General features: G+C 49.0%; 13 protein-coding genes and 4 pseudogenes. 10 read left to right on the top strand and 7 right to left on the bottom strand.

Annotated elements, in window-relative coordinates:
• Positions 1 to 283: 283 nt before the first annotated feature.
• Positions 284 to 1,491: pseudogene (locus tag AC6I8R_RS26800) on the bottom strand (IS3 family transposase).
• A gap of 849 nt (positions 1,492 to 2,340) precedes the next feature.
• On the opposite strand from AC6I8R_RS26800, the gene AC6I8R_RS26795 reads away from it, so the two are divergent.
• From AC6I8R_RS26795 to AC6I8R_RS26785, 3 genes are all read left to right on the top strand, one after another.
• The gene (locus AC6I8R_RS26795; protein WP_497833405.1) at positions 2,341 to 4,650 is read left to right on the top strand and encodes a molybdopterin-dependent oxidoreductase; all 2,310 of its coding nucleotides are present in this window, start codon (positions 2,341 to 2,343) and stop codon (positions 4,648 to 4,650) included.
• Positions 4,651 to 6,715: 2,065 nt separating this feature from the next.
• A complete protein-coding gene (locus tag AC6I8R_RS26790; RefSeq protein ID WP_036627117.1) occupies positions 6,716 to 7,918 on the top strand; it encodes an AAA family ATPase in 1,203 nt (400 codons plus the stop codon).
• Positions 7,919 to 7,920: 2 nt separating this feature from the next.
• Positions 7,921 to 8,901 carry a ParB family protein gene (locus AC6I8R_RS26785; protein ID WP_208726705.1) on the top strand — a complete coding sequence of 327 codons (981 nt, stop codon included), beginning with the start codon at positions 7,921 to 7,923 and terminating at the stop codon, positions 8,899 to 8,901.
• Positions 8,902 to 8,958: 57 nt separating this feature from the next.
• On the opposite strand, the gene AC6I8R_RS26780 is transcribed toward AC6I8R_RS26785, so the two are convergent.
• A protein-coding gene (locus tag AC6I8R_RS26780; protein WP_497833404.1) for an IS3 family transposase occupies positions 8,959 to 10,094 on the bottom strand; the annotation gives its coding sequence in 2 pieces (ribosomal slippage) (positions 8,959 to 9,848 and positions 9,848 to 10,094; 1,137 coding nt in all).
• Positions 10,095 to 10,463: 369 nt separating this feature from the next.
• Here AC6I8R_RS26780 and AC6I8R_RS26775 point away from each other — a divergent pair.
• A complete protein-coding gene (locus AC6I8R_RS26775) occupies positions 10,464 to 12,032 on the top strand; it encodes a sulfatase-like hydrolase/transferase (protein WP_497833403.1) in 1,569 nt (522 codons plus the stop codon).
• A gap of 45 nt (positions 12,033 to 12,077) precedes the next feature.
• Here the strand turns inward: AC6I8R_RS26775 and AC6I8R_RS26770 are convergent, their stop codons facing one another.
• From AC6I8R_RS26770 to AC6I8R_RS26750, 5 genes and pseudogenes are all read right to left on the bottom strand, one after another.
• Entirely contained in the window at positions 12,078 to 12,974 is an 897-nt protein-coding gene (locus AC6I8R_RS26770) for an alpha/beta hydrolase (RefSeq protein WP_244634081.1), read from the bottom strand.
• A gap of 206 nt (positions 12,975 to 13,180) precedes the next feature.
• Positions 13,181 to 13,894, bottom strand: a pseudogene (locus tag AC6I8R_RS26765) (L-serine ammonia-lyase, iron-sulfur-dependent, subunit alpha).
• Positions 13,895 to 13,909: 15 nt separating this feature from the next.
• A pseudogene (locus tag AC6I8R_RS26760) lies at positions 13,910 to 14,119 on the bottom strand (HAAAP family serine/threonine permease); the annotation flags it as partial.
• Between the two features lie 38 nt (positions 14,120 to 14,157).
• A pseudogene (locus AC6I8R_RS26755) lies at positions 14,158 to 15,131 on the bottom strand (aromatic amino acid transport family protein); the annotation flags it as partial.
• 345 nt (positions 15,132 to 15,476) lie between these two features.
• Positions 15,477 to 15,689 carry a hypothetical protein gene (locus tag AC6I8R_RS26750; RefSeq protein ID WP_497833402.1) on the bottom strand — a complete coding sequence of 71 codons (213 nt, stop codon included), beginning with the start codon at positions 15,687 to 15,689 and terminating at the stop codon, positions 15,477 to 15,479.
• Positions 15,690 to 16,149: 460 nt separating this feature from the next.
• Here AC6I8R_RS26750 and AC6I8R_RS26745 point away from each other — a divergent pair, with 460 nt between their 5' ends.
• From AC6I8R_RS26745 to AC6I8R_RS26720, 6 genes are all read left to right on the top strand, one after another.
• Positions 16,150 to 16,965, top strand: coding sequence for a CPBP family intramembrane glutamic endopeptidase (locus AC6I8R_RS26745; RefSeq protein WP_497833401.1), 816 nt, complete (start codon positions 16,150 to 16,152; stop codon positions 16,963 to 16,965).
• Positions 16,966 to 17,055: 90 nt separating this feature from the next.
• Positions 17,056 to 17,544 (top strand): glycoside hydrolase family 108 protein, encoded by a 489-nt coding sequence (locus AC6I8R_RS26740; protein WP_497833400.1) that lies wholly within the window; start codon positions 17,056 to 17,058, stop codon positions 17,542 to 17,544.
• A gap of 659 nt (positions 17,545 to 18,203) precedes the next feature.
• Positions 18,204 to 19,922: a hypothetical protein gene (locus AC6I8R_RS26735; RefSeq protein WP_497833399.1), complete on the top strand. Its 1,719-nt coding sequence runs from the start codon at positions 18,204 to 18,206 to the stop codon at positions 19,920 to 19,922.
• Between the two features lie 144 nt (positions 19,923 to 20,066).
• Positions 20,067 to 20,321, top strand: coding sequence for a hypothetical protein (locus tag AC6I8R_RS26730; RefSeq protein ID WP_497833398.1), 255 nt, complete (start codon positions 20,067 to 20,069; stop codon positions 20,319 to 20,321).
• Between the two features lie 12 nt (positions 20,322 to 20,333).
• The gene (locus tag AC6I8R_RS26725) at positions 20,334 to 21,170 is read left to right on the top strand and encodes a hypothetical protein (RefSeq protein ID WP_497833397.1); all 837 of its coding nucleotides are present in this window, start codon (positions 20,334 to 20,336) and stop codon (positions 21,168 to 21,170) included.
• A 274-nt stretch (positions 21,171 to 21,444) separates the two neighbouring features.
• On the top strand, positions 21,445 to 22,452 hold the full coding sequence (locus AC6I8R_RS26720) for an alpha/beta hydrolase (protein WP_497833396.1): 1,008 nt from the start codon (positions 21,445 to 21,447) through the stop codon (positions 22,450 to 22,452).
• Positions 22,453 to 23,106: the final 654 nt, after the last annotated feature.

The raw sequence follows: 23,106 nt of genomic DNA, 5'->3' as shown, positions 1-23,106 counted from the left end.
GATAATATCTTATTAAGGTTTTTTCGGTCATATTTTTGAGAGACATGCGATTACAATGATTCGTGGTAAGATGAATGTGTATCAGATGTATCGAATAACTAGGGCGTTTCCTGATGCCGAAAACCCTCTTTTTACTTATCACTTTCAACCCTGAATGACCTGATTTTAAGCGCGCGATATCTCTTGTTATGCTTTAGGTTAAGGTGAAGCTTTGGTGTTGCTCCCTCATTTTATTCTGCGTTATTGTGCACGATTGGAGTTGCCCCCGCTAAAACGGACACAGTTAGTTTATAGCTGACAGCGAACGTCTGTATTCTCTCGGAGACTGCATTCTCAACCCTTTGTGGGGATGCCAGTCGTTATAGTCTTCCATCCATTCCGACAGTTTTTCCATTACGGTAACGGCATCCGGTAACTCATTTATGTACACGTAGTCCCTCTTGAACGTTTTTACGAACGACTCTGCTATCCCATTACTTTCCGGGCTACGCAACGGTGTCGTGCACACAATGAAGCCCAGTGAACCCGCGAACAACCTCGTTGAGTCTGCTATATAACAACTGCCGTTGTCGGTCAGCCACTCAACCGGGTGAGGAAGCAACAGCGTATTGCCAAAGCGTTTTTCCAGACTCTCTGTCAGCAGATCCTGCACCATGATGCCGTTTATTCCGGCTGTGGTAGCCGACCAACTGATGATCTCACGGTCACAGCAGTCCAGGCTGAACACTACCCGCACCACTTCCCGGTTCCGGCAACGGATTTCGAAGCCATCTGAGCACCAGCGTGTATCGGGTTTAAGCGTTATTATGCTGCCGGTATGGTGACGTACCGGGTTTTTATGACCTGATTTTGCCAGCAACAGGTTGTTTGCCTGCATTATCCGGTAGATCCGTTTGGGATTTACACGCCAGTTTTGTTCCCGAAGGGTCCGGTTCAGGCGTGCTGTCACGCGGCGATAGCCGTTCGTTGCCCGCTGACTACATATCTGACGAATGAGCGGCAACAGGCGGGCATCATCTTCTTTACTGTAACGGACACCCGGAGCTGACGTGCCCCCTGCAACCGCTCATACAGATTTGAGCGCGACACCCGAAGCACTTCCGCTATCCGGATGAGCGGGGTATCGTCCTGTGGCAGCAATGGCATGCGCGATATCAACTTTTTTGCCTGTGCTATCTCAAGTGCATCCCGCAGGATTTCGGCTTCCATCGTCTTGCAGCCCAGCATTTGCTCAAGCTGTTTTACCTTTTTCTCCAGCGCTTTGACTTCAGAGACGCTGACAACCTCGTCGCCGGCAGCAATCGCCGATTTTCCACCGTCGTTCATGAGTCGTTTCCACTTAAAAAGAAGACTGGGTGTGATGCCATATTGCCGGGCAACGAGTGAGACGGTGTAGCCGGGCTGCATAGCAAGGGCAACAAAACGGGCTTTCTCCTCGGGAGTATAACGGCGACGCTTTTGCTCGCCAGTGATCACTTCGATTCTTTGCACAGGACACTCCTTAAACATAGCTCTATGCCTATGTCTTAACGGTGACGTGTCCGGTTTAAATGGGGGCTACTACAACCATCGCTATTCCGACCCCGTATTTTCTCTTCCATTACGTGTCGTATGCTGGCTTGATTGTGATATCCGGTATGCCATTAAAAAAATATCATATTATCTTAATCAGATAATAGCTTGGTGTTGCCACCAATAAGAATAGCACCCACTTAACTAACGAGTTGTTATCTTAACTTCTTAACAAGATAACCTTTTACGTATCACCTTCAAATCCTCTGCAGCATGAAAGCTGTAGAGTGACTGTTGAAATAAGCATTCGGAGCAAAGTAGCAGAAACGACAATTTCAGAGATTAGTTAACGTACTGAACCAATATGGTGCCATAGCATAAAATGCCCTGAGAAGCTGAACAGCATACGTGACGATTGAGTTGTTATTTTATTTTTATAAAATCTTATTAAGATATTAATTATCATACAATATAATAAGAAGTTAATATGTTAAAATATTATCTTAATAAGATCGTATCTTATGTTCGTCAGAACACGTTGTTTACGCTAAAAAACTGAGCGCGACTTTGTTACGGGTCAAATCCCAATGTTTCCTAATATAGCGCACCGGGTATGATGTTATGCAGTGAGATAAATCGTCCCTCAGACTTTTTGTAATTAGTCCAATCTGTTCTAGGCATCACTTGTGACACGGTTGCCATCACACCGTTGAGCATAACCTTATGAAATAAAATCGATTAGCGCATGCACTCCCGAAAGGAGAGGGTTTGTGATACGGTATTTTCATCTTATTCCTTCTCACATCGCACACACTGATTTATCACAACATGACAACACATCATAACCTTGCAGTAATGCACTGGGGCACCTATCGCGTATCAACCTCCGAAGGCGCATTGACTGGCATAGACCCGGTCGAGTGGGATCGTAATCCCTCGGCAATAGGCCAGTCTCTGGTCGGCACAGTCGATGGTCCGAGCCGTATCCGTCGCCCTGCCGTTCGTTTGGGATATCTGCAACAGGGGCGCGATGCGCGTCATGGACGTGGCAAAGAACCTTTTGTCGAAGTCAGTTGGGAAACAGCCCTTGCGCTGGTAGCCGATGAACTCACGCGAGTAAAACAAAAACATGGCAATCAGGCGTTTTATGCAGGATCTTATGGCTGGTCAAGCGCCGGACGCTTTCATCATGCGCAAAGTCAGTTACATCGCTTTTTTAATCAGTTAGGCGGATATACCGACAGCACCAATACTTACAGCCTAGCGGCTGCCGAGCGATTACTGCCCCATATCATTGGGGAATTAGATGTATTGCAAAAACAGCACACGCATTGGTCTTCCCTGGCGGAACACTGCGAACTGTTTGTTGCATTTGGTGGCCTGCCGCTGCGTAATTCCCAGGTTAACGGCGGTGCGGCGAACGATCATTCGCTGAAACACTGGCTGGGAGAGATGCAGCGTAACGGCACTCATTTCATTAACGTCAGCCCAGTGAAAAATGACCTGTCAGGTGTCACTAACGCGGAGTGGTTGTCATTACAACCCGGCAGTGATACCGCACTGCTGCTGGCGTTGAGTTATGTGCTGATTGATGAGTCCCTGTATGATGCGGGTTTTATTGCCAGTCACACCGTGGGTTTTGCACAGTATCGCGACTACCTGATGGGCGACAAAGACGGTAAAGCGAAAGACCCGACTTGGGCGGCGCAGATCACCGGCATTGATGCGCATAAAATCCGCGAGATGGCACGTATGATGGCGGCAAAGCGCACCATGATAAATATCGCCTGGTCGCTCCAGCGTGCGTTCCAGGGTGAACAGACATTTTGGGCCACCGTGGCGTTAGCATCTATGATCGGTCAGATTGGTACACCGGGCGGTGGCCTAGGTTTCGCCTATGCCAGTACCAACTTGGCGGGTTCAGTACGCCGCACTTTCTCCGGTCCACGTTTTCCGGCTGGAACCAATCCCGTCCAGAGTGTTATCCCGGTGGCGCGGCTTTCCGATATGTTGCTTAATCCTGGTGGGGCTTATCAGTTTGATGGTAAAGAATGTACTTATCCCGACATCCGTATGGTGTACTGGGCGGGTGGCAATGCATTCCACCATCATCAAGATCTGAACCGGCTGGTGGAAGCTTGGCGGCAACCGGATACGGTGGTGGTCCACGAGCAGTACTGGACTGCGCAGGCGAAGTTCGCTGATATTGTCTTCCCGGCAACGACCTCACTGGAGCGTAATGATATTGGCAGCTCCAGTAATGATGGTTATATGATTGCCATGCGTCAGCAGATTGCTGAGCAGGGTGAGGCACGGAGCGATTACGCCATCTTTAATGCACTGGCGGAAAAACTGGGCTTTGGCGACAGTTTCAGCGAAGGACGTGATGCCGAGGCGTGGATCCGCTTTATTTACGACGCCTCCCGGCCGCGCGCACTGGCTGACGGAATCGAGCTACCTGCTTTTGATGATTTCTGGGCGCAGGGCATGCTGGAGTATGAGCGGCCGGACCAACCGCAGATTTTGCTGCAAGCCTTTCGTGACAATCCTGAGCAAGCACCGTTGCCGACCCCCTCGGGGAAAATCGAGCTGTTCTCCCAGACGGTAGCGGATTTTGGCTATGATGAGTGTCCGGGTCATCCGTTCTGGTACGAGCCGGAAGCGCAGTTACAACGCGAAACGGCGACGCGTTGGCCGTTGCACCTGCTTTCCAGTCAGCCACGAACTCGTCTGCACAGCCAGTATGACCACGGTAGTGTCAGCCGCAAAACCAAGATTCAGGATCGGGAACCATTGTGGTTACACCCGGAGGATGCGGCGGTGCGTAATATTCACGAGGGCAGCGTGGTGAGGGTGTTCAATTCACGCGGTGCCATTCTGGCAGGTGTCCATTTGAGCGAAGATATCCGTCCCGGTGTGGTGCAGATGTCGACGGGGGCCTGGTATGACCCGCAAGATCCCCACCAGCCGGACTCACTCGACAAACATGGAAATCCGAACGTGCTGACGGAAGATCGTGGCAGTTCAAGATTAGGGCAGGGATGTAGCGCGCAGAGCTGCTGGGTAGAAATTGAGAGTTGGGATGAGCCGCTGCCTGCGGTAACCGCATTCCAGCCACCGGCGTTTGTACAGGGATGACGCGCATTGCGAGGCATCGCGACGCGGTTTTCTCCGTAACTTTTAATGAGTAACAATATGATAAATAACAAAAAATAGTGCAATTTTCAGCCTGAAAACTCCGTAACACAGATGCCATTTCCACTGATTGGCATCTGTGTTACACGCCTTGCGATGCTTGGTAACACCTTTCGCAATATGACCGTCGAGTAGCGCAATGTATCGTGTAATATCAATTCGAATCGTTATCAAATGAGGTTATGCGCCCTATTTTATGGATTTGCGTTTTCATGTAATCAAGGTCAAATTCGTTGATGGTAAAGAATGAGGGGGCTGAGTCTTTTTTTCGCACCCGTTTATTGTTGCAGGGTGATGTTGCGATTGCCGTGCTTACCATAGATTTTTTATAGGCAGCGAGGATGGTATGCAACGGGAGGTTATTTCACGGGGTCATTATCAAGTAGCGAATAAAAAGAGATCTTATGAGGGGGAATTTCGGGGTTATTTATTTTACTGCAAACCTCAACGGCACGCATAACGAAACTTCTGCTTTTCCCATTCGCCTTTTCTCTTTTAACTGCCTTCTCCGCCATCCGGTATGCAGCCAATTCAGCCTCATATTCAATCGAGATTGCAATTAATACCGTGTATCTCAGCATATAAAACTGGAATATTTCTCCGCATTCAATAAAGCCCGGCGAATGAGCACTTCATTAATACTTCTGGCGAAAAGGTCAATTAATATTAAAACAAACTTTGCTTCGGTAGGAAGCTTACAATATTGAGCATTGTGTATAACAGAATCGTGCACCTCAACGACCAACTTCATCTGAAGGCGTTCCGGTTGGCACTGAGCTGACTAATCGACTCGTTTACCGCACGTCTCAACAACTGAGGTCTGTTGGCATCTCCCTTTAATAAAACGCATCACCTGTTCCACCTGAATATTGTCCCGTAATCTTGAGGTCAATTTGCATCTTTCCAGCCTCTCCTGATTAACTTCGATGTGAGCAAACTCAACGTTGGTCGCGTCATACCAGCTTTGCAAATGAGCAATGGGCGTATTGGCTTTAATGCGAAACTAATCCAAATCTATTGCTTTGAGGGTGACCGACTCGCATAAACGAGTTTCTTTTATGGCTTTAAACAAATTTTTGACGTCACATTTCTTGATGGTTTCATTTTGAGATAACGCGTCAAGTAGTGCTGAAGCGTTGGTCAGGTTCTTATCTTCCAGCGCGGGCTGAATTTCCTTAATGATTTGCAAAACCGCCTTGTAACGAAGCATCGACTTTAAAAGGAAGTTTCGCCTGGCTCAACATCGTGTCTGAAAGAATGATGAAGATGGGCATCAGGCCAAATTGAAACACGCGAGTGGGAAACGTGAGTGCATGTTATTCACAAAGGCATTCGCGAGGGCTTGTTTGTGGTTTGAGCTAAGGGATTTAATCGATGTTATTCCGGCACTGTCGGCCATGGAGTGCCAACCCTGTTGAATTTTTTCCAACTATAACGCATCGGGAAAGCACCTGACCCTCTGAAGGATCTTACGTAATTTATTTTTCTCCAGCGCGATATCGTATTCTTCCAGCTTGTCAGCGATGTCTCATACCTAGTGGTCTCTCTAATCCTTCAGGTGAATATGTCTCAGCAGTCTCTCAACCATGTCGGGCGATGATGTGTTTTTGGCGTTATGGTGGGTCACCAATCAGTGCTAATCTTTGATGGCATGATAAGAATATGAAGCCGGCAGTTGATACTATGGTTAATGCCACAAATGTGGCAAGTAAATTGATATCGTAGATTTTTTTTCATGTGGGCGAGGCGATTGTTGAAGGCACTGTTATCGCGCAACTTATCGGCTGTGGCATACCATCCCCGTTAATCACAAAGTGTGAGTTACAGTATTTTTAACGTTTTCCTCAGGCAGTTACAAGGCTGTCAGCCGCTTTATCACAAAAATATCAATCAGATAAGATAAATCAAATCCTTGAGAGGAATTCCAGTTTTAATGTGTTTTCCTGAAAAATTGGCAGGCGGAAGCTTTTTGTGTATCATGCCAAAAATCATTACATATGAGGATGTTATGAAACGTGACTATGGCGATGTGCTGGAGACAGCCAAGCGAGCGCACAGTTTATTGCAGGGACTGAGCAATCATATTGAAAAGCAACGGGCTGAATTCAACCAGACCGGGTATTACCAGACCTGGTCACGTAACGCGGTAGCGAACTTCCCGCTATTAAGTAAACATTCGGTGGTCGCAGCCATCGGTGATATGGAAGAGGCAGGATACGAGTTCGGCAAAAAGCAGACCGGCAGCACCGCGCAATATGCGTTGACGCTGCAAAATGTGATTGATATCTACCAGCATCGCAATGTCCCTAAATACCGTGATAAACATAAAGGCCCGTTTGTGGTATTTGTGGTTAACCTCAAAGGTGGTGTCTCCAAAACGGTCAGCACCGTGACACTGGCGCACGGTATGCGAGCTCATCCGGCTATGCTGCATAACGATTTACGCATTCTCGTGATCGATCTCGACCCGCAGGCATCCAGCACCATGTTTTTAAGCCATAAAGACAGCATCGGTTCGAAGGCGGAAACGGCTGCCCAGGCGATGCTCAATGACCTCGGACGTGACCAGTTACGCAGTGAGTTTATTCAGCCGACGGTGATGCCAGGTGTGGATGTGATGCCCGCATCGATCGATGACGGTTTCGTTGCCAGTGACTGGGATGCGCTGGTGCAGCAATATCTGCCGGGTGTTGCGCCCTCGGAGGTGCTGCGCCGCAATGTGATTGACCGTCTGGCAGACGACTACGATTTTATCTTTGTAGATACCGGGCCACATCTGGACTCCTTCATGTTGAACGCCATCGCTGCCAGCGACATTCTGCTGACACCGACGCCACCGGCGCAGGTCGATTTCCACTCCACGATGAAGTATCTCACTCGTCTGCCGGAAATGCTGGAGCGGATTGAGAAAGAGGGCGTTGAGCCACGTCTGAAAGCAAATATTGGTTTTATGTCGAAGATGACCACCAAGCATGACCATCTCACGTCGCAAAGTTATGCGCGCGAAGTATTTACCAAATCAATGCTCGATGCGTCACTGCCGCGCCTCGACGGTTTCGAGCGTTGTGGCGAGTCGTTTGACACGGTGATCAGCGCCAACCCGCTCTCCTATCCGGGCAGTGCCGATGCGCTGAGAAAGGCCAAGTATGAAGCGGAACAGTTCTCCCGTGCTGTTTTCGATCGCATTGAATACATCAGGAGTACGCTGTGAGTATGCATAAACCCGTTCAACGTATTGGCCGCACCATGGGCCAGACGGCTATAGCCAACTTTATTGACAGCAACAACGCGTCGCGCACCTTCACCTTGAAATCGGGCAAGAGCGCCACCTTTACCCGACAGCTAATCCCCCATGGCGACATTGCATCTCGCACCTATGTTGATACCCGGATCAACGGGCGCGATCAGGCAACGCTGACTGAGGAGTCGGTGCGGGATATTACGCGTACCATTGGCTTGCAACAATTCTTCCCGGCAATTGGTCGGCAGAAAGATAATCGTGTTGAGATCATGGATGGTTCCCGCCGCCGTGCCGCTTGCCTGTTCGCTGGTGCCAGCCTTGAAGTGCTGGTTACCAACGACGAGCTGGATATCAGCGATGCCCGCCAGTTGGCAGCCGACATTCAGACTGCAAAAGAGCATAACCTGCGTGAGCTGGGTTTGCGCTTTACCCTGATGAATCAGAACGGCATGAGCAAAAGCGACATCGCTAAAGTGGAAGGGATCTCCAACGCTAAAGTGACGCGCGCCTTTCAGGCCGCTTCAGTTCCGGCAGAGCTGATTGCATTGTTCCCGGTGGTGTCGGAACTGACTTTACCAGACTATCAGCTACTGCTGGATGTGACTGACAATGCCAGAGCAGAAAGCGTAGCGATCGGTGACGTGGCGGAACAAGTACGCAAGCTTATCGGTGAGCATCCGCAGCAGGTTAATAGTGCGGATGAGCAGAAAAATCAGATCCTTGGCCATTTCCGTGCGGCTAAGCGCAGCCTGGTGCCGCCTAAAGCAAAAGCTTTGGTAACGGAAAAGCTGGCAGATTTTGACGATCGTAATATACAGGCCCGTCGTAAAGTGAATGCGGAAAAGCGCGCTATCAGTTATGAATTTGTACGCTTACCTAAAGATGCGGTGGAGCAGATTGAAGCCGCAATCAAACAGGTATTGACGGGGGTAAAAGGGGTTAAGATAAAGTAGGTTCCGGAAACGGCGCGATAACTGGAGTGACCCCGCACCGGTAGACAGTTTCTGTCCTCACGACGAGGCCTTTTCGAAGGCCTCCGGACTGACGCCACCCAGATGGCTGTGCCGCCGGGTCCGGTTGTAGAACATTTCAATGTAATCGAAGATATCCGCCCGGGCCATGTCCCGGGTTTTGTATATCCGCTTTCTTATACGCTCCTTTTTCAGCGAGCTGAAGAACGATTCTGCCACCGCATTATCCCGGCAGTTGCCGCGACGGCTCATACTCGGCGACAGGTTATGGGCCCGGCAGAACCGCTGCCAGTCATCGCTGCCGTACTGACTGCCCTGGTCACTGTGCACAATAACGCTGCCCGCAGGCTTGCGCCGCCACACGGCCATCAGCAGCGCATCCAGCGCAAGCTCGCGCGACAGTGTCGGTTTCATCGACCAGCCCACCACATTGCGGGCAAAGAGGTCGATGACCACGGCCAGATAGAGCCAGCCCTGCCAGGTGCGGATATAGGTGATGTCCGTTACCCAGACCTGATTGGGTTTCACGACCGTGAACTCCCGCTGTACGCGGTTAGGTGCTATCAGCGAAGGTCTTCCCCTGACGCCCCGGGGGATTTTATAGCCGTGTACGGCCTGTATCCTGTTCTGTTTCATGATCCTGGCCACGCGATTTCTGCTGCAGACTTCTCCGATTTCACGAAGATCGCCGTGAACTCTGCGGTAACCGTATACACCGCCGCTCAGTGCATAAGAGTCGCGGATTAACTCCAGCAGCCGCTGATTATCCTTTTCTCCGGCTGTAACAGGACGATGAAGCCAGACGTAAAATCCTGCACGGGCAACCTTCAGAACCCGACACATTGCTACGATCGACCAGATTTCACGGTGATCGTTAATGAAGCGGTACTTCAGTCGGGCTCCCTTGCAAAGTACCGCGCTGCCTTTTTCAGAATATCCCGTTCTTCCTCGGTGCGTTTAAGCTGCGCTTTCAGCTTCAGGATTTCCGTTCTCGCGTCGAGCAAATCCTGCGCCTGATGCCCGCTGTTATCCAGTTTTACTGAACGAACCCATTTATAAAGGCTGTGTGCCGATACGCCGAGACGTTCTGAAACCTCGGCGACGGAATAGCCCCGCTCGGTGATCTGGCGGACGGCTTCTTCTTTAAACTCAGGGGTAAAACGTGGTGTGCCCATAGACTCCTCCTATGCTCAAACTATAGGGCAGATTTGTCTACGGGCTCGGGGTCACTCCAACTATAGGGCAGATTTGTCTACGGGCTCGGGGTCACTCCAAACAACGCAAAAATTTAAAATGGATACGTGTTGATGTCTTTACAACAGCGTATAGCAAATTCTGTAGCAATCCCTGGCGGCTGGTGTTCTTCGGTTTTCTGATCTTTTGGGCGATAATTGCATCATGGGGATTCTGTTTGGTTTAACCATGATTATGGGACTCTTATATAGTTACAACATACTAAAATTGCTATAAAACATCCTTCATCAAGCTTTAAAACGGGAATAACCCGCATAGGCAGGGGAGGTATTTTTCTACAGGTAGATAGAGTGAAAAAAATACAGGTTTTTTGGGGCGGGTTGCTGGCCTTATGTCCGGCACTGTTTGTACTTAATCAGAAGTCAGGGACAGTGATAAAAGTTTATTTGACGACCGTACTTCTTTTCCTGATTTCTGCCTGGTTTTTCAAGCGGAAATCAACAGTTTTACTTTCGCTGGCGTTATGTTTTGTTTTATCACTCTCGCTAGTGACATCATTATATTTCCATTTCGAGTTCGACACCGCTTTTTCGACGGTGATGGCCACAACGTTCATTAATACCAGCCAGAAAGAAAGTATTGATATGCTGTACTATAACTATCGCTACGTTTTCTGGTTTGCCATAATTTTCTTGCTTTATGTGTCGCTCTCTTATTATTTGTCCCGGCGTGTTACTGAGAGAAAACTTGTACTGTCTGGCATCATATTATTGCTCTACACAGGCATCTCGATTTTTTTGTATACAGTATCCGGTAAGACCCGATCCGAGGATTTCCTGATCTCAGAACGATTATTGGTCAATTCGCCGTTATATAATTTTTCCCCCATCGTACGTGCCTACAACGATGCGAAGTTGACCGACATCGTCATGCAGGCGAAAAACACTTATGACTACAGTTGGCAAGATAAAGGTATCGATAATTATGTGATTGTGATTGGCGAGTCTGCGCGCAGGAAAGATCATGGGATCTATGGTTCCGACTACCCCACCACGCCATTTATTGGTGCGCAGCATGGCAGTATGCTGCTGTTTAATCAGGCCATTGCCCCTGCGCCGCTAACCATTCTTTCCGTACCGGCCTCTCTGGCAAAAGTGCATCATGCCGATGACGTACCTTTGACTGCATGGGCTGACAATGTGATCTCATTAACCAACGATTTAAAACTCGATACCTATTGGTTCAGCAATCAGGGTGGTGTCGGGCAGAGTAATAGCTTAATCACAGCGATGGCAAAACGCGCCGGGCACCATAAATGGAACGAAACGATAGGGTTTGATAGTAGTCTGGTGAATGAACTGGCGCAGGTGATTCCTGAGCCGGGGGAAAAACTGATCGTGCTGCATTTTTACGGCAGCCATGGACCTGTCTGTGAGCGCTTTCCGCGCAGTGAAACCATTCCCTTCACAGTCGATGTTTACGACAATTGTTATCTGAACGCGATTGCTTATACGGATAAGCAACTGGGGCGTCTGTTTTCATTACTTGCCGGTACGCGGCCTTCATTAATCTATTTTCTGATCACGGGCTGGTACGCGACCCGCAAAAATACGCGAATTATTACCATCATGATATCAGCAATCCGACCAAACAATCTTTTGATATCCAGATGTTTATCTGGTACAGCCGCACAGTCGATGCCTCTAATACCCGTGGGACGGTGTTTCCAGATAAATATTCAACCAGTAATAACTATTGGTTGCTCAGTGACTGGTTGGGTGTCACACATCACGAGAAGCGTCGTTGCAGTTTGCCACTCAGTGATTGTTATCAGACACCACAGGTTATCCAGGTCATGGACGGCAATAAAAGGCGACTTGATTATGATGGGTTACCGTTTGAAGGGCGGTGATCTCTAACATTGTTATCGCGCGAACCGGGAGGTTCGCGCCACCAGCTCAGACTTACTTCTCTTCAGACATCTGCAAAAGTGTTGCCTGGAATGACGCCGTGAACATCGCGCCATGTGGCAGTCCTGGGAACAGCGAATAGGTTGCTGCAACGCCATTGCTGCGCAGTGTCTCTACTGCCTGACGCAAGGCCCGCAGTCTGTCTGGCGCGGCACTGGCCTGCGGTCTTTTTTCATCGTCGTCGCCTTCCATTATATCCAGCCTCTTATGACTGAACGCCTCCCCAGATGTAGCGGTGATTTGCGCGAGCATCTCGTTGTTAACACGATCCAGCGAGGGGCTGGCCGTGTAATATGAACGGAAGAAATTCGAAGATAACCAGGAATCCAGCACAAATAACCCGCCATACGAATGCCCCCACAGCCCGCGTTGCGCAGGATTAATCTTCAGATTTTTTTCACTGGCAGGGGCAATCGTCTCTTCGACGAGATGACGAAAAGCGGTGCTGCCCCCGACTGATCGTCCATGCCGGTCCCACCTGCTGATAAAATGCGTTGGTGTATAATCATACGTTCGGGCTTGTAGATCAAAAGGCAGCGTCGTCTGATAGCCAATAACGACCAATACCGGTGGCGACCCTTCTGATAATTTTTTCAGGAAGGAATCAGAAAGCCTGTCCATCACGGCATTGCCATCGAGCATATAGAGAATGGGAAAACCTGCTTTGGGAGAGTGCTTATCCGGCACGCCTGTCCATACTTTGTAATGGCGTTTACCGTCAGCGGAATCAAATGTGCGGGTGGAGAAGTGGTAAAAGGTGGATCCTTTGTCAGCAATGTTAGGGCCTAATGGTGTCATATCTGGTCTGGCATAGCAATTTCCGGCACAGACAAACACAAAAGTTAACGCTGAGATTCCCTGAATTCCTTTCCTGTATAAGCTCTGATTCATTTGATGTTCATCCCCCATCCCTTTGATGACATTCGTTGGTGATCGGTGACCCGATCGTTAAAAGCGGCGAATATGTGGGAGAATAACCTAATGATAATAACAATCATTTGCAAGTCGTTAAGACCCAACGCACCGATTGTTATAACTGTCAGGGTTAAGGGGTTCACTTCATTTATCGCGCCGATAGAGAATGTTAGATGAAATTATTACCACCAACGGTCCAGCGTCACCCTTTCAGCGTCCTTAACATCTACCGCGACGGCCAGCCCACCTTGTGACGTTTCACGGTAGTTCGCATGCATATCTTTGCCTGTCTGATACATTGCCGCGATCACCTTTTCCAGACTGACACTCGGTGCAGAACTACGGCGCAATGTCATCCTGGCGGCATTGACTGCTTTAACGGCGGCAATAGCATTTCGCTCAATGTAGGAAACCTGAACCTGGCCCGCCAGAGGATCACAGGTCAATCCGAGGTTATGTTCCATTGCAATCTCTGCTGCAATGCAAACTTGCTGCGCACTGCCACCCCATACTGCGGGCAGTGCTGCAGCGGCCATCGAACACGCCAGCGTGGAATTGGATATTGTCCTGTGCCGTAAAAGAAATCGAGTGCGCTGTTTCAGCCAGCGGTAATTTTCCAGTCTTCGTCAGTTGCGTCAGAAATACCGGGATAGCATCAATATCAACATTATCCGGGGAGAAACCCGCCAGCTCCAAAATAACAGCGTTATCAGTTTGATGGCCTTTCCCCGTCAGTGCCAGTGAACCATAAAGATGTACATCAATATGGGTCGCTGCGGTAAGTTGCCCATCCTGTTGCAACTGTGTCACAAAGCGTTTTGCCGCTGCCATCGACCAAATGGTGTGGGAGCTGGAAGGGCCAATGCCTATTTTAACATATCAAGAATCGAGATCATGCGATTACCTTTACCTGTCAGTGCCACCAGACCAATAACCGTGGCAAAAACATTGTTTAACGCGCCGCGATATTTGTGCATCGCCGGGATTTTGCGGATGGCATACATTGGCAGTAAAAACAGCAGCATGGCGATGACCGGGCCACCCAGAGTTTCAATCATGCCAAAGATGCTCGGATTCAGTGTGGCGACGGGCCAGGTGGTGATCAACATAAACAGTGATGTCACCCAGCCGAATTTTTGGCTGTTGATGTTAAGCTGCGCGTTGAAGCACTCAGTAGCACCAAGGTAATGACCAAAGAAGGATTTAGTAATCGCGACGATGGCAATGATCGGCCCCATCCAGACGACAAATGGCAGAGAGACGTGGTTAGCCAGATAGGAAAGGATTGAGATGTTCTGTGCTTTCGCTTCGGCCAGATTTTCTGGTTGCAGGCTCAACACGCAGCTGAAAACAAAAAAGCATCACCGTGACAACCATCCTGATGTGCGCTTAAGCCAGGATGCGGGAACATTTTTGCTCGGCTTCTTCGCCATATTCTGCGCGCTTCGCCACGGCAAATGAGGAAATGATGGGGGAGTGGTTAAATGAGAACACCATTACCGGGATGGCCAGCCAGAGGTAAGTCATGACGCTGCCAGAAGATTCGAATGACAAGGTTTCCAGTGCGGCGCCATTCCAGTGAGGGATCAAATACATTGCCATCAGCAGCAGAGACAACACGAACGGATCGACCAGGGTGCTCATCGCCTTAACCATAATATTCTGTCCAAACTGGACGATGGTCATCATGCCGAGGATTAACAACAATGCCAATAATGCGCGGGGAGGCGCAGTCACCCCCAGTTGATTAACCAGCAGGCTTTCAACGGTGTTAGTGATGGCGACGCTATACATAAACAAAATGGGATAAATGGCGAAAAAGTAGAGCAGTGCGATAATTTTGCCTGCGCGAGGACCAAAATGTTCCTGCACCACTTCCGTGATATTTGCGCCGGGTTTGTTACCAGAGAGAACAAAGCGCGTCATACCACGATGCGCGTAAAAAGTCATTGGGAAGGCGATCAATGCCATCAGGATCAAGGGTATCAGGCCGCCAAGACCTGCATTGATTGGTAAAAATAGCACGCCAGCACCAATCGCAGTGCCGTATAAACTTAACAGCCAGACGGTGTCCGTTTTACGCCAGCGACTCAGGCTCACCGCCGTCACTTTTTCAGTGGTGTCGAGACTCATGGTTTTTTCCTTATTTTCCAGGGCGAAATTTGTGTGAATTCAATGTAAGGCAAAGGGGGCTGTTTTTCTGCTGATAAGTTTGTGGTCATTAATATGAGGGTTTACATTAACGATGTTTATTCGATAATTATATTGAATATTTTTCTATTAAAAATAAGATTTCTTACCGGTGTTGTTTTGGAAATTTCTCAGGTCAATTAGGGGGATTCAAATAAATATTTCAGGGTTTTATCATGGCAATGAAATAACCTGGGGCAGGTTTAAATAGTCCATTTCGGCAAGAAAACTGGGGTTCCTTATCCGTCACTCCGTGGGACAGGGTAACGCCAGGCTGCGATTTACGGGTTACTTTGCTTCAACATCAAGGCTTCGGAGCCAGTCGCGGGTACAGCACTCTTTGCAGTAACGTACATTTTTGCTACGTTGCTTTGCAATCGACATCGCCTGTGCGTTGCTGTATGCAGAACCGAGGAATAGGCTGATACCTTTATGAACATAAGGACATTCTTTGCTGTGCAGAATCTGATTATCCAGATAATAGAAAGTTGATTTATGCATACTTATTGTCCCGGTTATGAACTGAAAGTCCAGGCTTCTCGGTGCTGACCAAAAGTGAAAAGCAACCGGGTGGAATCGTGGAAATTCCTCGCCGTATTTGCCAAGGATAGCGTTTTTTGTTCAGGAAGAGACAGCGGTATCCCATGTTTTTGCCCGGTAGGGGACGGGCAGATATTTCTGGTTAACCTGTGATCATCATCGCTGTCTGTGGATATAAGGATGTAATAGGTTCTGGCGTTCATCTTCATCACCTTTCACGACAATTTACAGGGTGCTGGTAAGATGTCACACCAGTTGTCAATGCGAAAGTACCTCAAAAGGGTAATTTCACACTATTAGGAATATCCTTATATACTTTTTGTCATCAGTGAGATTTCCGTCTCAGAAGCGGGGAAGAGATTTCTCTTTTTCTCCACATTAATTTTATACATACCACTCTTAATCAGACTAAGGACAGCCGATGTGGATACTGCTGGCAATAGCGCTTCTGTTTTTGGAAACGCATAAAAAGTTCGCTTTAGGTATTTTGCTTATCACGGTGATTCTGGCGACATACACCCACGTTCTGGACTGGCAAGCATGGCTTTTTCTCGCTGGATTGTTGTTGGTGGCACTGACGTCATTCCGTTTTGGTGAGAACAAACTGGTGCGATATGGCGCAGAGGTACTTATGCTCATCGCCGCGATCGCCCTGATGACCCATCAGATCCCCGGCTTTCATAATGTCAAAGTCCTCGATCAGGTCATTGCCGGACCGCAAAGTGTGCCCTTCACGATGTATTACAACTTCGATAAGGCGTTGACTCCCTTCGTACTGTTGGTAGTGATGCGGTCGTTATTTGTCTTGCAGCCTCCTCGGCAGGCGCTGCGCTGGCAGTGGCTGGGACTGGCACTGGCGGTCCCTGCGCTGTTATGGCTGGCGGTTTATTTCGGTGGATTAAAACCGGAGAGACACCTGCCACAGTGGCTTATTCAGTTTGCCTTTGCCAATGTGTTCTTTGTCTCTCTGGCGGAGGAGGCGCTGTTCCGGGGGTATCTGCAACAGCGGCTGGCGGGATGGATATCGCCTTTCCTTGCCCTGGCGCTCGCTGCGCTGTTGTTTGGTTTGATGCATATCGCGGGGGGGATCCTGCTGGTCGTGTTTGCCAGCCTGGCTGGGCTAATCTACGGTCTGGCATGGATGTGGAGTGGCAGGTTATGGGTTGCCGTTTTATTCCATGTGGCGCTCAATATGCTTCATCTGCTGTTCTTTACTTATCCCATGTTGCGACATTAACGCTCAATAAGGCCGCTAATAAAAAAACGCCCCTACACCCATATTCACTCCCGCAGGCGACGAGGTCGCCATTATCTTTTGGGAGAATGAATGATGAATCATCGATTTAATGAAGCATTTGAGATGTTAATGGGCCATGAGGGAGGATACGTTAATCACCCGAACGATCCCGGTGGCGCGACCTGTTATGGTATTACCGAACGGGTTGCACGGGAGAGCGGTTACGCCGGTGATATGCGTCATCTACCGTTGGAAACGGCGCGAAACATCGCCCGTCGTTTGTGGTGGGACCGTTATCTTTGTGATGATTTGCCATCATCTATCGCCTTACAGATTTTCGATATCGCGTTTAACGGTGGGCATCCGGTACGTTGGTTACAATTGGCGATCGGTGTAAACGCCGATGGCATTATGGGACCGCTCACCCTCCAGGCTGCACATCAGGCTGACCCCCGCCAGGTGATCCTGCGGCTGAGTGCCTACCGTCTGACCTATTACACCGCACTCAAAAACTGGCTGCATTTTGGTCGGGGTTGGGCCAACCGTGTCGCGGGAAATTTATTGCTAGGGGCACAATGATGGACGCAGTGAGCCTGGTCATGTCGTTAGCCAATGTTGTCCCTGCGGTGTTGCAATGGCTTGGTCATGAAAATGCGGCGGGTAATGCCGCGCAGATTCTCAGTACTGTTCGGGACAATACCGGGAAAAGCATGATGAAGCGGCGATTAAGATGTTGAGCAATAATCCGACAATGGTGCAGGTGCTGACAGCGGCACTTTATCGCCATCAGGAAGCACTGATGGAGATGGAAACGCGTGCAACCATCTCAAGGGAAAACAACGCCGCGGCAGTGAATCAAACCATGCAAGTGGAGAGCATTGCGCTGCACTGGCCGCTCCGGTGGTGGCAGATCATAAACGCAGTGCCATTCCATTACAGGCCATCAGGCAGATTGCGCTGTTTATGTTGCTCAATCAAAAAACCGGGACGCTGATTAACCAACTTGGGCAGACCACGTATGTCAGCCCTGGAGTGAAAAAAAGCTGACCGGATGGTGGGAGGAGGAAACCCAAACGTATGCGGATGTACTGGATTTTGTCCGGGCCCGGCGTGCACTGGATAAAATACTTCTCCATCCGCACGGCATCACGCCTTTGCAACTGGCCGAGACTAAAACCGAAGTTCAAACCACGCTCAGAACATTTTACCGACATACCTTTCTGGATCTGCCACGGGAGATGCGGCACGCGCTGAAACAAAATTACCCCCAGCCGTTGCCGGTGACATTTATTCAGGTGTCGCGACCGGAAGATTCGTCGTTGGTGAAGCCCTGTCTCGGAATTATTATTCAACACAATGCTAAAGCGTACATGGTGACACCGCTACCGAAAATCGGCGATGCCACCCGGCATACCTGGTTTGACGTGACAGAACATCAGAGTGGATCCAGATTTCGCACTGAGATACAGAAGCAGGCGTTGATGAACATTTTGTTCAGAACGGGCGATGCGTCAGCGCGTCATCAACTGACGTTGACCACCTCGCTGCTGCGTTTTGCGCCCGCAGAGGCCGAATTATGGGCGGCGAATCTGGCGGAAATTGTGGTGAAGAAGATGGAACAACTGTCCAATCCATCTTCTGCCGCCAGCTTGCCCCCGACCACTTCAACCACGGCATCGGCTGAGTCCCTGGTTCAGAGCGCCTGGAGTACGACGTTGTCATTACTTTTTCACTCCCCATTGGGTGAGTGCCTGAGTTTTGTCGATAACCTGTTCGGTCTTGGCTTGCAACAGGAGCCAGCCGAACAAAGTGGATTGGTGAAACTGGGATCGCTGGTGGTCTGCGTGGAACAGGCGATTCCTGAAGGAGAGGCGTGGACTGTTGTCGATACGCTGGTTGAGAACGGGGTACAACAAGCCTTTCGTCAGGCGAAGCGCTACCAGGCGAAGTATCGGATTACGACTGAGGCGCCACAGGAGGATACGGCGTTCATAAAATGGCTGGAGTATGAAATGAAGGAATTCATGGATTCCTTCCCTGAGCTGGAGGATTTATACGCTCATCGGGATCTCAAGCCCTGGCTGGCGCAGCAGATGCAGCCTTCGTGGTCTTCCTTATCGAAAGCGGCCTACCTGGTCGAGCCGACCAGTATGGAAAAACTGAATGAGCTGGCGGGTTACGCGCACTATTTATCCGACGAAGAAGAAAAAGAGTATCTCTTTCATCCCTACGGCGACTCCTGGCTGAAATTTGAAGTGGCGAGCACCTCCCTGTCGCCAACCGGCGAGTTGCGATACGACATTCCGGCAGGAGCACCCGCCGACCGTATGGTCACCGTGGTTAAAGATGCACAAGGGAAATTGCAGGTCGTCGCTGATAATCTGATCAGACTGTTGCCGTCTGACGCCAGCAATAAGGATAACGATTGCGCATTAAGCGTACCGCAGGGAATATCGGTAGAAGAGATGTTCATATCAACCTTCAATGACAATCGCCTGGTAATCAAAATAAAGACGAGTGAGGGGGAAACATTATACCGAATGCTCTGTGCCAGTGGCGCGTTTATCCCCTTTGAACCACAAATATTCGCTAATATCCCTTATCGCATGGGGCGAGGCATCGAAAATGATCCCAGTACTAACGAAAGTCCGATATTTCGTGGTCGTTATGCGTTAAGCCGAATTTACGATACGGTACGTAGGCATGCCATACTGGAATTATATAATCTACGTAAGAAATCAGTGTCACTGAGAACGGTGAAGGAGTTGGAGGTAGATATTATCTGCCTGGCCAATCAGGTGAATAAACTACCGGCACATCTGGCAATGCTGAAACATGCCGATTCACTGCCGGAAAGTGATATCACATTGCATGGTTTTCTCGAGCTGAGCCAAATGGTAGAAGAGATTGCCCGTGGTGTGCTGACCTCAATCAGCCCTGAATTGTCCCCAGACTAGGCATCCTATAAAGAGTTTTTACGCAAAATTAAGGATGCAGGCAGAGGGATTAACAATATTATCAACGTCTTCGGGCTTCCGGATAGCGATCATTCCCTCACGCAGCATGACATTGATAGTTATGCCACTCTGGCAAAAAAGCTGGTGAATTTCGCCAGTGTGTTCAAATCAGAAATGACTTCGTCCGAAGTGGAAAACGCCGCATTCAGAGCGAGGCAACTGGCCTATATTAATGATTATGGCGATCAGATTTTTAAAGCGGATGATATCACCGAAGTCTTTCTGGCAACGGTTTCTATCCCCGAGGAGTTAAGAGGGATGAGATATGTGGGTACTGGCTCAACGGTATGGAATAAATTCCCGTGGATGAGAAAGGAACTGGAGCAAATAGATAATTAAGACCGGTTGAATATGGATAAAATTAGCGCGGCCATAAGCCAGAATGCTAATTTTATTGCACAGAGCTTGAAAAAAATCTTCCATGTTGCGGAAAGTGAGACGCTGGACGTCGCGTTGTTTGAGAAATTATTGCATCAATATCGGATAACGCTGGAGTCAGATACTGAATATCGAATCAAGGTATTTAAAGATGCAATAGGCTACAACCCCAAAACAAAGCAGTATGCGTTGATTAAAATGAAAACCATGCCGGAAAGAGAGTTGTTTTCCTGGAACGGACTCAATGGTTTTGCGACGGGGCATAAAAAAAGAGATGAAATTGCCGTATCCTGCACCAACCAGGGACATAAAAAATCTCTTGCCACCACGGTCAGGCATGAGGACGGGCATAACATCATCAGGAAATTCGTCCCCCATGCGAAAAAAATTATTGGCGAGCCCTATCTGGACTGGCCTGACCGGCAAAGATCGTTGGTACGTAGCGAACAGCGAGATTTACTCCATAAGCTGATGTCTGCGCCTGCGGTGTTTCGGGCTTATATCCAGGACCTGGAGGAGTTTACCCGGACTTATTTTCACGCCTGCGTTTATTCATCCAATGCAGAAATCGCCCGTCTCGCGAGTGAAATACGCGATAGTTGGGCCTATCCAGTGACGGAGAGTAACCAGCAGAAGATCGATCGGATTATCGATATCCTGGCGACCGATCCAAAACTGAAAATCGAACCGGCTCTGACATTTCCGGACTTTTTCAATGCGATGGTTCAACAGCTGGTGGAAAGCGTACCGAAAGAGGTTGCCGATAGGGTTGAAGCCGAATGGGATCCGACTGACTGGCGCAAACGTTAATGAGGGCATTTTTGGCTGCTGGACTGTAACGTCTGATGTCATACCGGCAAGACCCTGTTGATAAGGGTCTTTTGTGGCACTTACTTAACAATTTGTGCCGTAGTTTAATGATGTTTTTCAATAGAGTAGACAAAGTCCGTTGAATAGAGCGTCTTTGATAGCTTGCTATTAAGTAGTGCGCTATGTAAATTAAGCCCGAAGCCATCAACGAGCGCACGAATTTATCCATTTAAGTAGCACACTATTTAATAGTGAGATCTAAAAGGGGATCACCATGAAAATTAAACAATCATTATTAGCCATCGCATTAGGCGCTGTATCTGTATCAAGCATAGCGGGAGAGCCACAACCAGAACGTCATGTGCAGGCTTTCCTGAATGCCCTCAACAGCAGTGGCGGTAAACCTATTGAACAGCTCTCACCTCATGATGCGCGTCAGGTGCTGATTGGCGCCCAGAAGGGAGCTGTACTGCCGGCCGCAGACGTGACTGAAAAAACCATCGAAGTTAACGGACAACCGCTGAAGTTAAATATCGTCAAACCGAAAGGGGCAAAAGGTACGCTGCCGGTATTTATGTTCTTCCACGGCGGTGGCTGGGTGTTAGGTGACTTCCCAACCCATGAGCGCCTGGTACGTGACCTGGTGGTGGAATCAGGAGCAGCGGCAGTTTTTGTTAATTACACCCCATCACCGGAAGCGCATTTCCCGGTGGCGATCAATCAGGCCTATGCTGCCACGCGTTGGGTTGCGGAACATGGCCAGGAAATAGGCGTTGACGGTAAACGCCTGGCGCTGGTGGGGAACAGTGTTGGGGGGAATATGGTGGCCGCTGTCGCGTTGCAGGCAAAACAGCAACATACCCCGGCGATTCGTTATGACGTGATGTTATGGCCGGTTACTGATGCGCACTTCGATACCGCTTCTTATAACCAGTTCGAGAATGGCTACTTTCTCACACGGAATATGATGAAGTGGTTCTGGGATGCCTACACCACCAAAGAGAGCGATCGTAACAACATTCTTGCATCTCCGCTGCGTGCCACCCGCGAGCAGTTACAGGGACTGCCGCCGACACTGATTCAGACTGCCGAGTTGGATGTGCTGCGTGATGAGGGTGAAGCGTTTGGTCGTAAACTGGATGAGGCCGGGGTGGATGTGACCGTCACGCGCTATAACGGTTTGATCCACGACTATGGTCTGCTGAATCCACTGAGTAACGTGCCGGCGGTGAATACAGCGCTGCGTCAGGCGGCGGAAGAGTTGAAAACCCACCTGAAATAATCTCAAAGGCCAGGTTAATCACCTGGCCTTCACCTTTTTACCACCCCGTAACGCCCTCCCGACAGCCTGATACCCGACAAAAAGTACGACTTTTCCGGTAATGAGAGACGGACAACTGTTCTACAGGAAAAGATGATATTGAATGGACAATCCAACGAAGAAGCACAGTTATCCACCTGTTTTTTGCCAATTGATGTGATGACGTTCGGTGAAGAATAACCGTTGACACTTACCTGCCCATCAGACCAGGTAACATTTTGCAAAAATGCGTAAGTTAAGTTGCGCTTAATGATTAATTTTAAAGCTGTTGTTGTTGCTAATTTAACCAGTGTTGGTTTTCGCCTTCCAGCCCAGGCAGGGCCTGGATTAGTGCCATTCATCAGCATTGATAATGCAGGCAACACAAACTTAATAGTTCAGTAACGTAACTAATATGTCAGTTTTCAACTGCTAATCAATCAGTTAAGGTTGGTTTATGCAGCACAAACAGTAAATTCCGCTACAATTCATTAACATAGTTAGAGGAGTGAGTCTTAAGAGTTAAGCGATTGTTGGCTAACCGCTAATATCCAACTGTATTTTATCAAAAATTTGTTCCCACCTGGCTTATGTGACTGATGTTTAGAGCATAATGCCACCAAACACCTACCTCTT

Source organism: Pantoea sp. X-Soil-OKNW-713 (assembly GCF_059730685.1).
Note: the sequence above shows the minus strand (reverse complement) of the source record. Positions and strands in the feature narration are given on the sequence as shown.

What these genes read in the sequence shown, in the direction of transcription:
- AC6I8R_RS26770 (WP_244634081.1), bottom strand. Translation starts at nt 12,974, where the DNA reads ATGAATCAGAGCTTATACAGGAAAGGAATTCAGGGAATCTCAGCGTTA.
- AC6I8R_RS26750 (WP_497833402.1), bottom strand. Translation starts at nt 15,689, where the DNA reads ATGCATAAATCAACTTTCTATTATCTGGATAATCAGATTCTGCACAGC.
- AC6I8R_RS26725 (WP_497833397.1), top strand. Translation starts at nt 20,334, where the DNA reads ATGGATAAAATTAGCGCGGCCATAAGCCAGAATGCTAATTTTATTGCA.
- AC6I8R_RS26735 (WP_497833399.1), top strand. Translation starts at nt 18,204, where the DNA reads ATGCGGCACGCGCTGAAACAAAATTACCCCCAGCCGTTGCCGGTGACA.
- AC6I8R_RS26745 (WP_497833401.1), top strand. Translation starts at nt 16,150, where the DNA reads ATGTGGATACTGCTGGCAATAGCGCTTCTGTTTTTGGAAACGCATAAA.
- AC6I8R_RS26785 (WP_208726705.1), top strand. Translation starts at nt 7,921, where the DNA reads ATGCATAAACCCGTTCAACGTATTGGCCGCACCATGGGCCAGACGGCT.
- AC6I8R_RS26795 (WP_497833405.1), top strand. Translation starts at nt 2,341, where the DNA reads ATGACAACACATCATAACCTTGCAGTAATGCACTGGGGCACCTATCGC.
- AC6I8R_RS26720 (WP_497833396.1), top strand. Translation starts at nt 21,445, where the DNA reads ATGAAAATTAAACAATCATTATTAGCCATCGCATTAGGCGCTGTATCT.
- AC6I8R_RS26740 (WP_497833400.1), top strand. Translation starts at nt 17,056, where the DNA reads ATGATGAATCATCGATTTAATGAAGCATTTGAGATGTTAATGGGCCAT.
- AC6I8R_RS26790 (WP_036627117.1), top strand. Translation starts at nt 6,716, where the DNA reads ATGAAACGTGACTATGGCGATGTGCTGGAGACAGCCAAGCGAGCGCAC.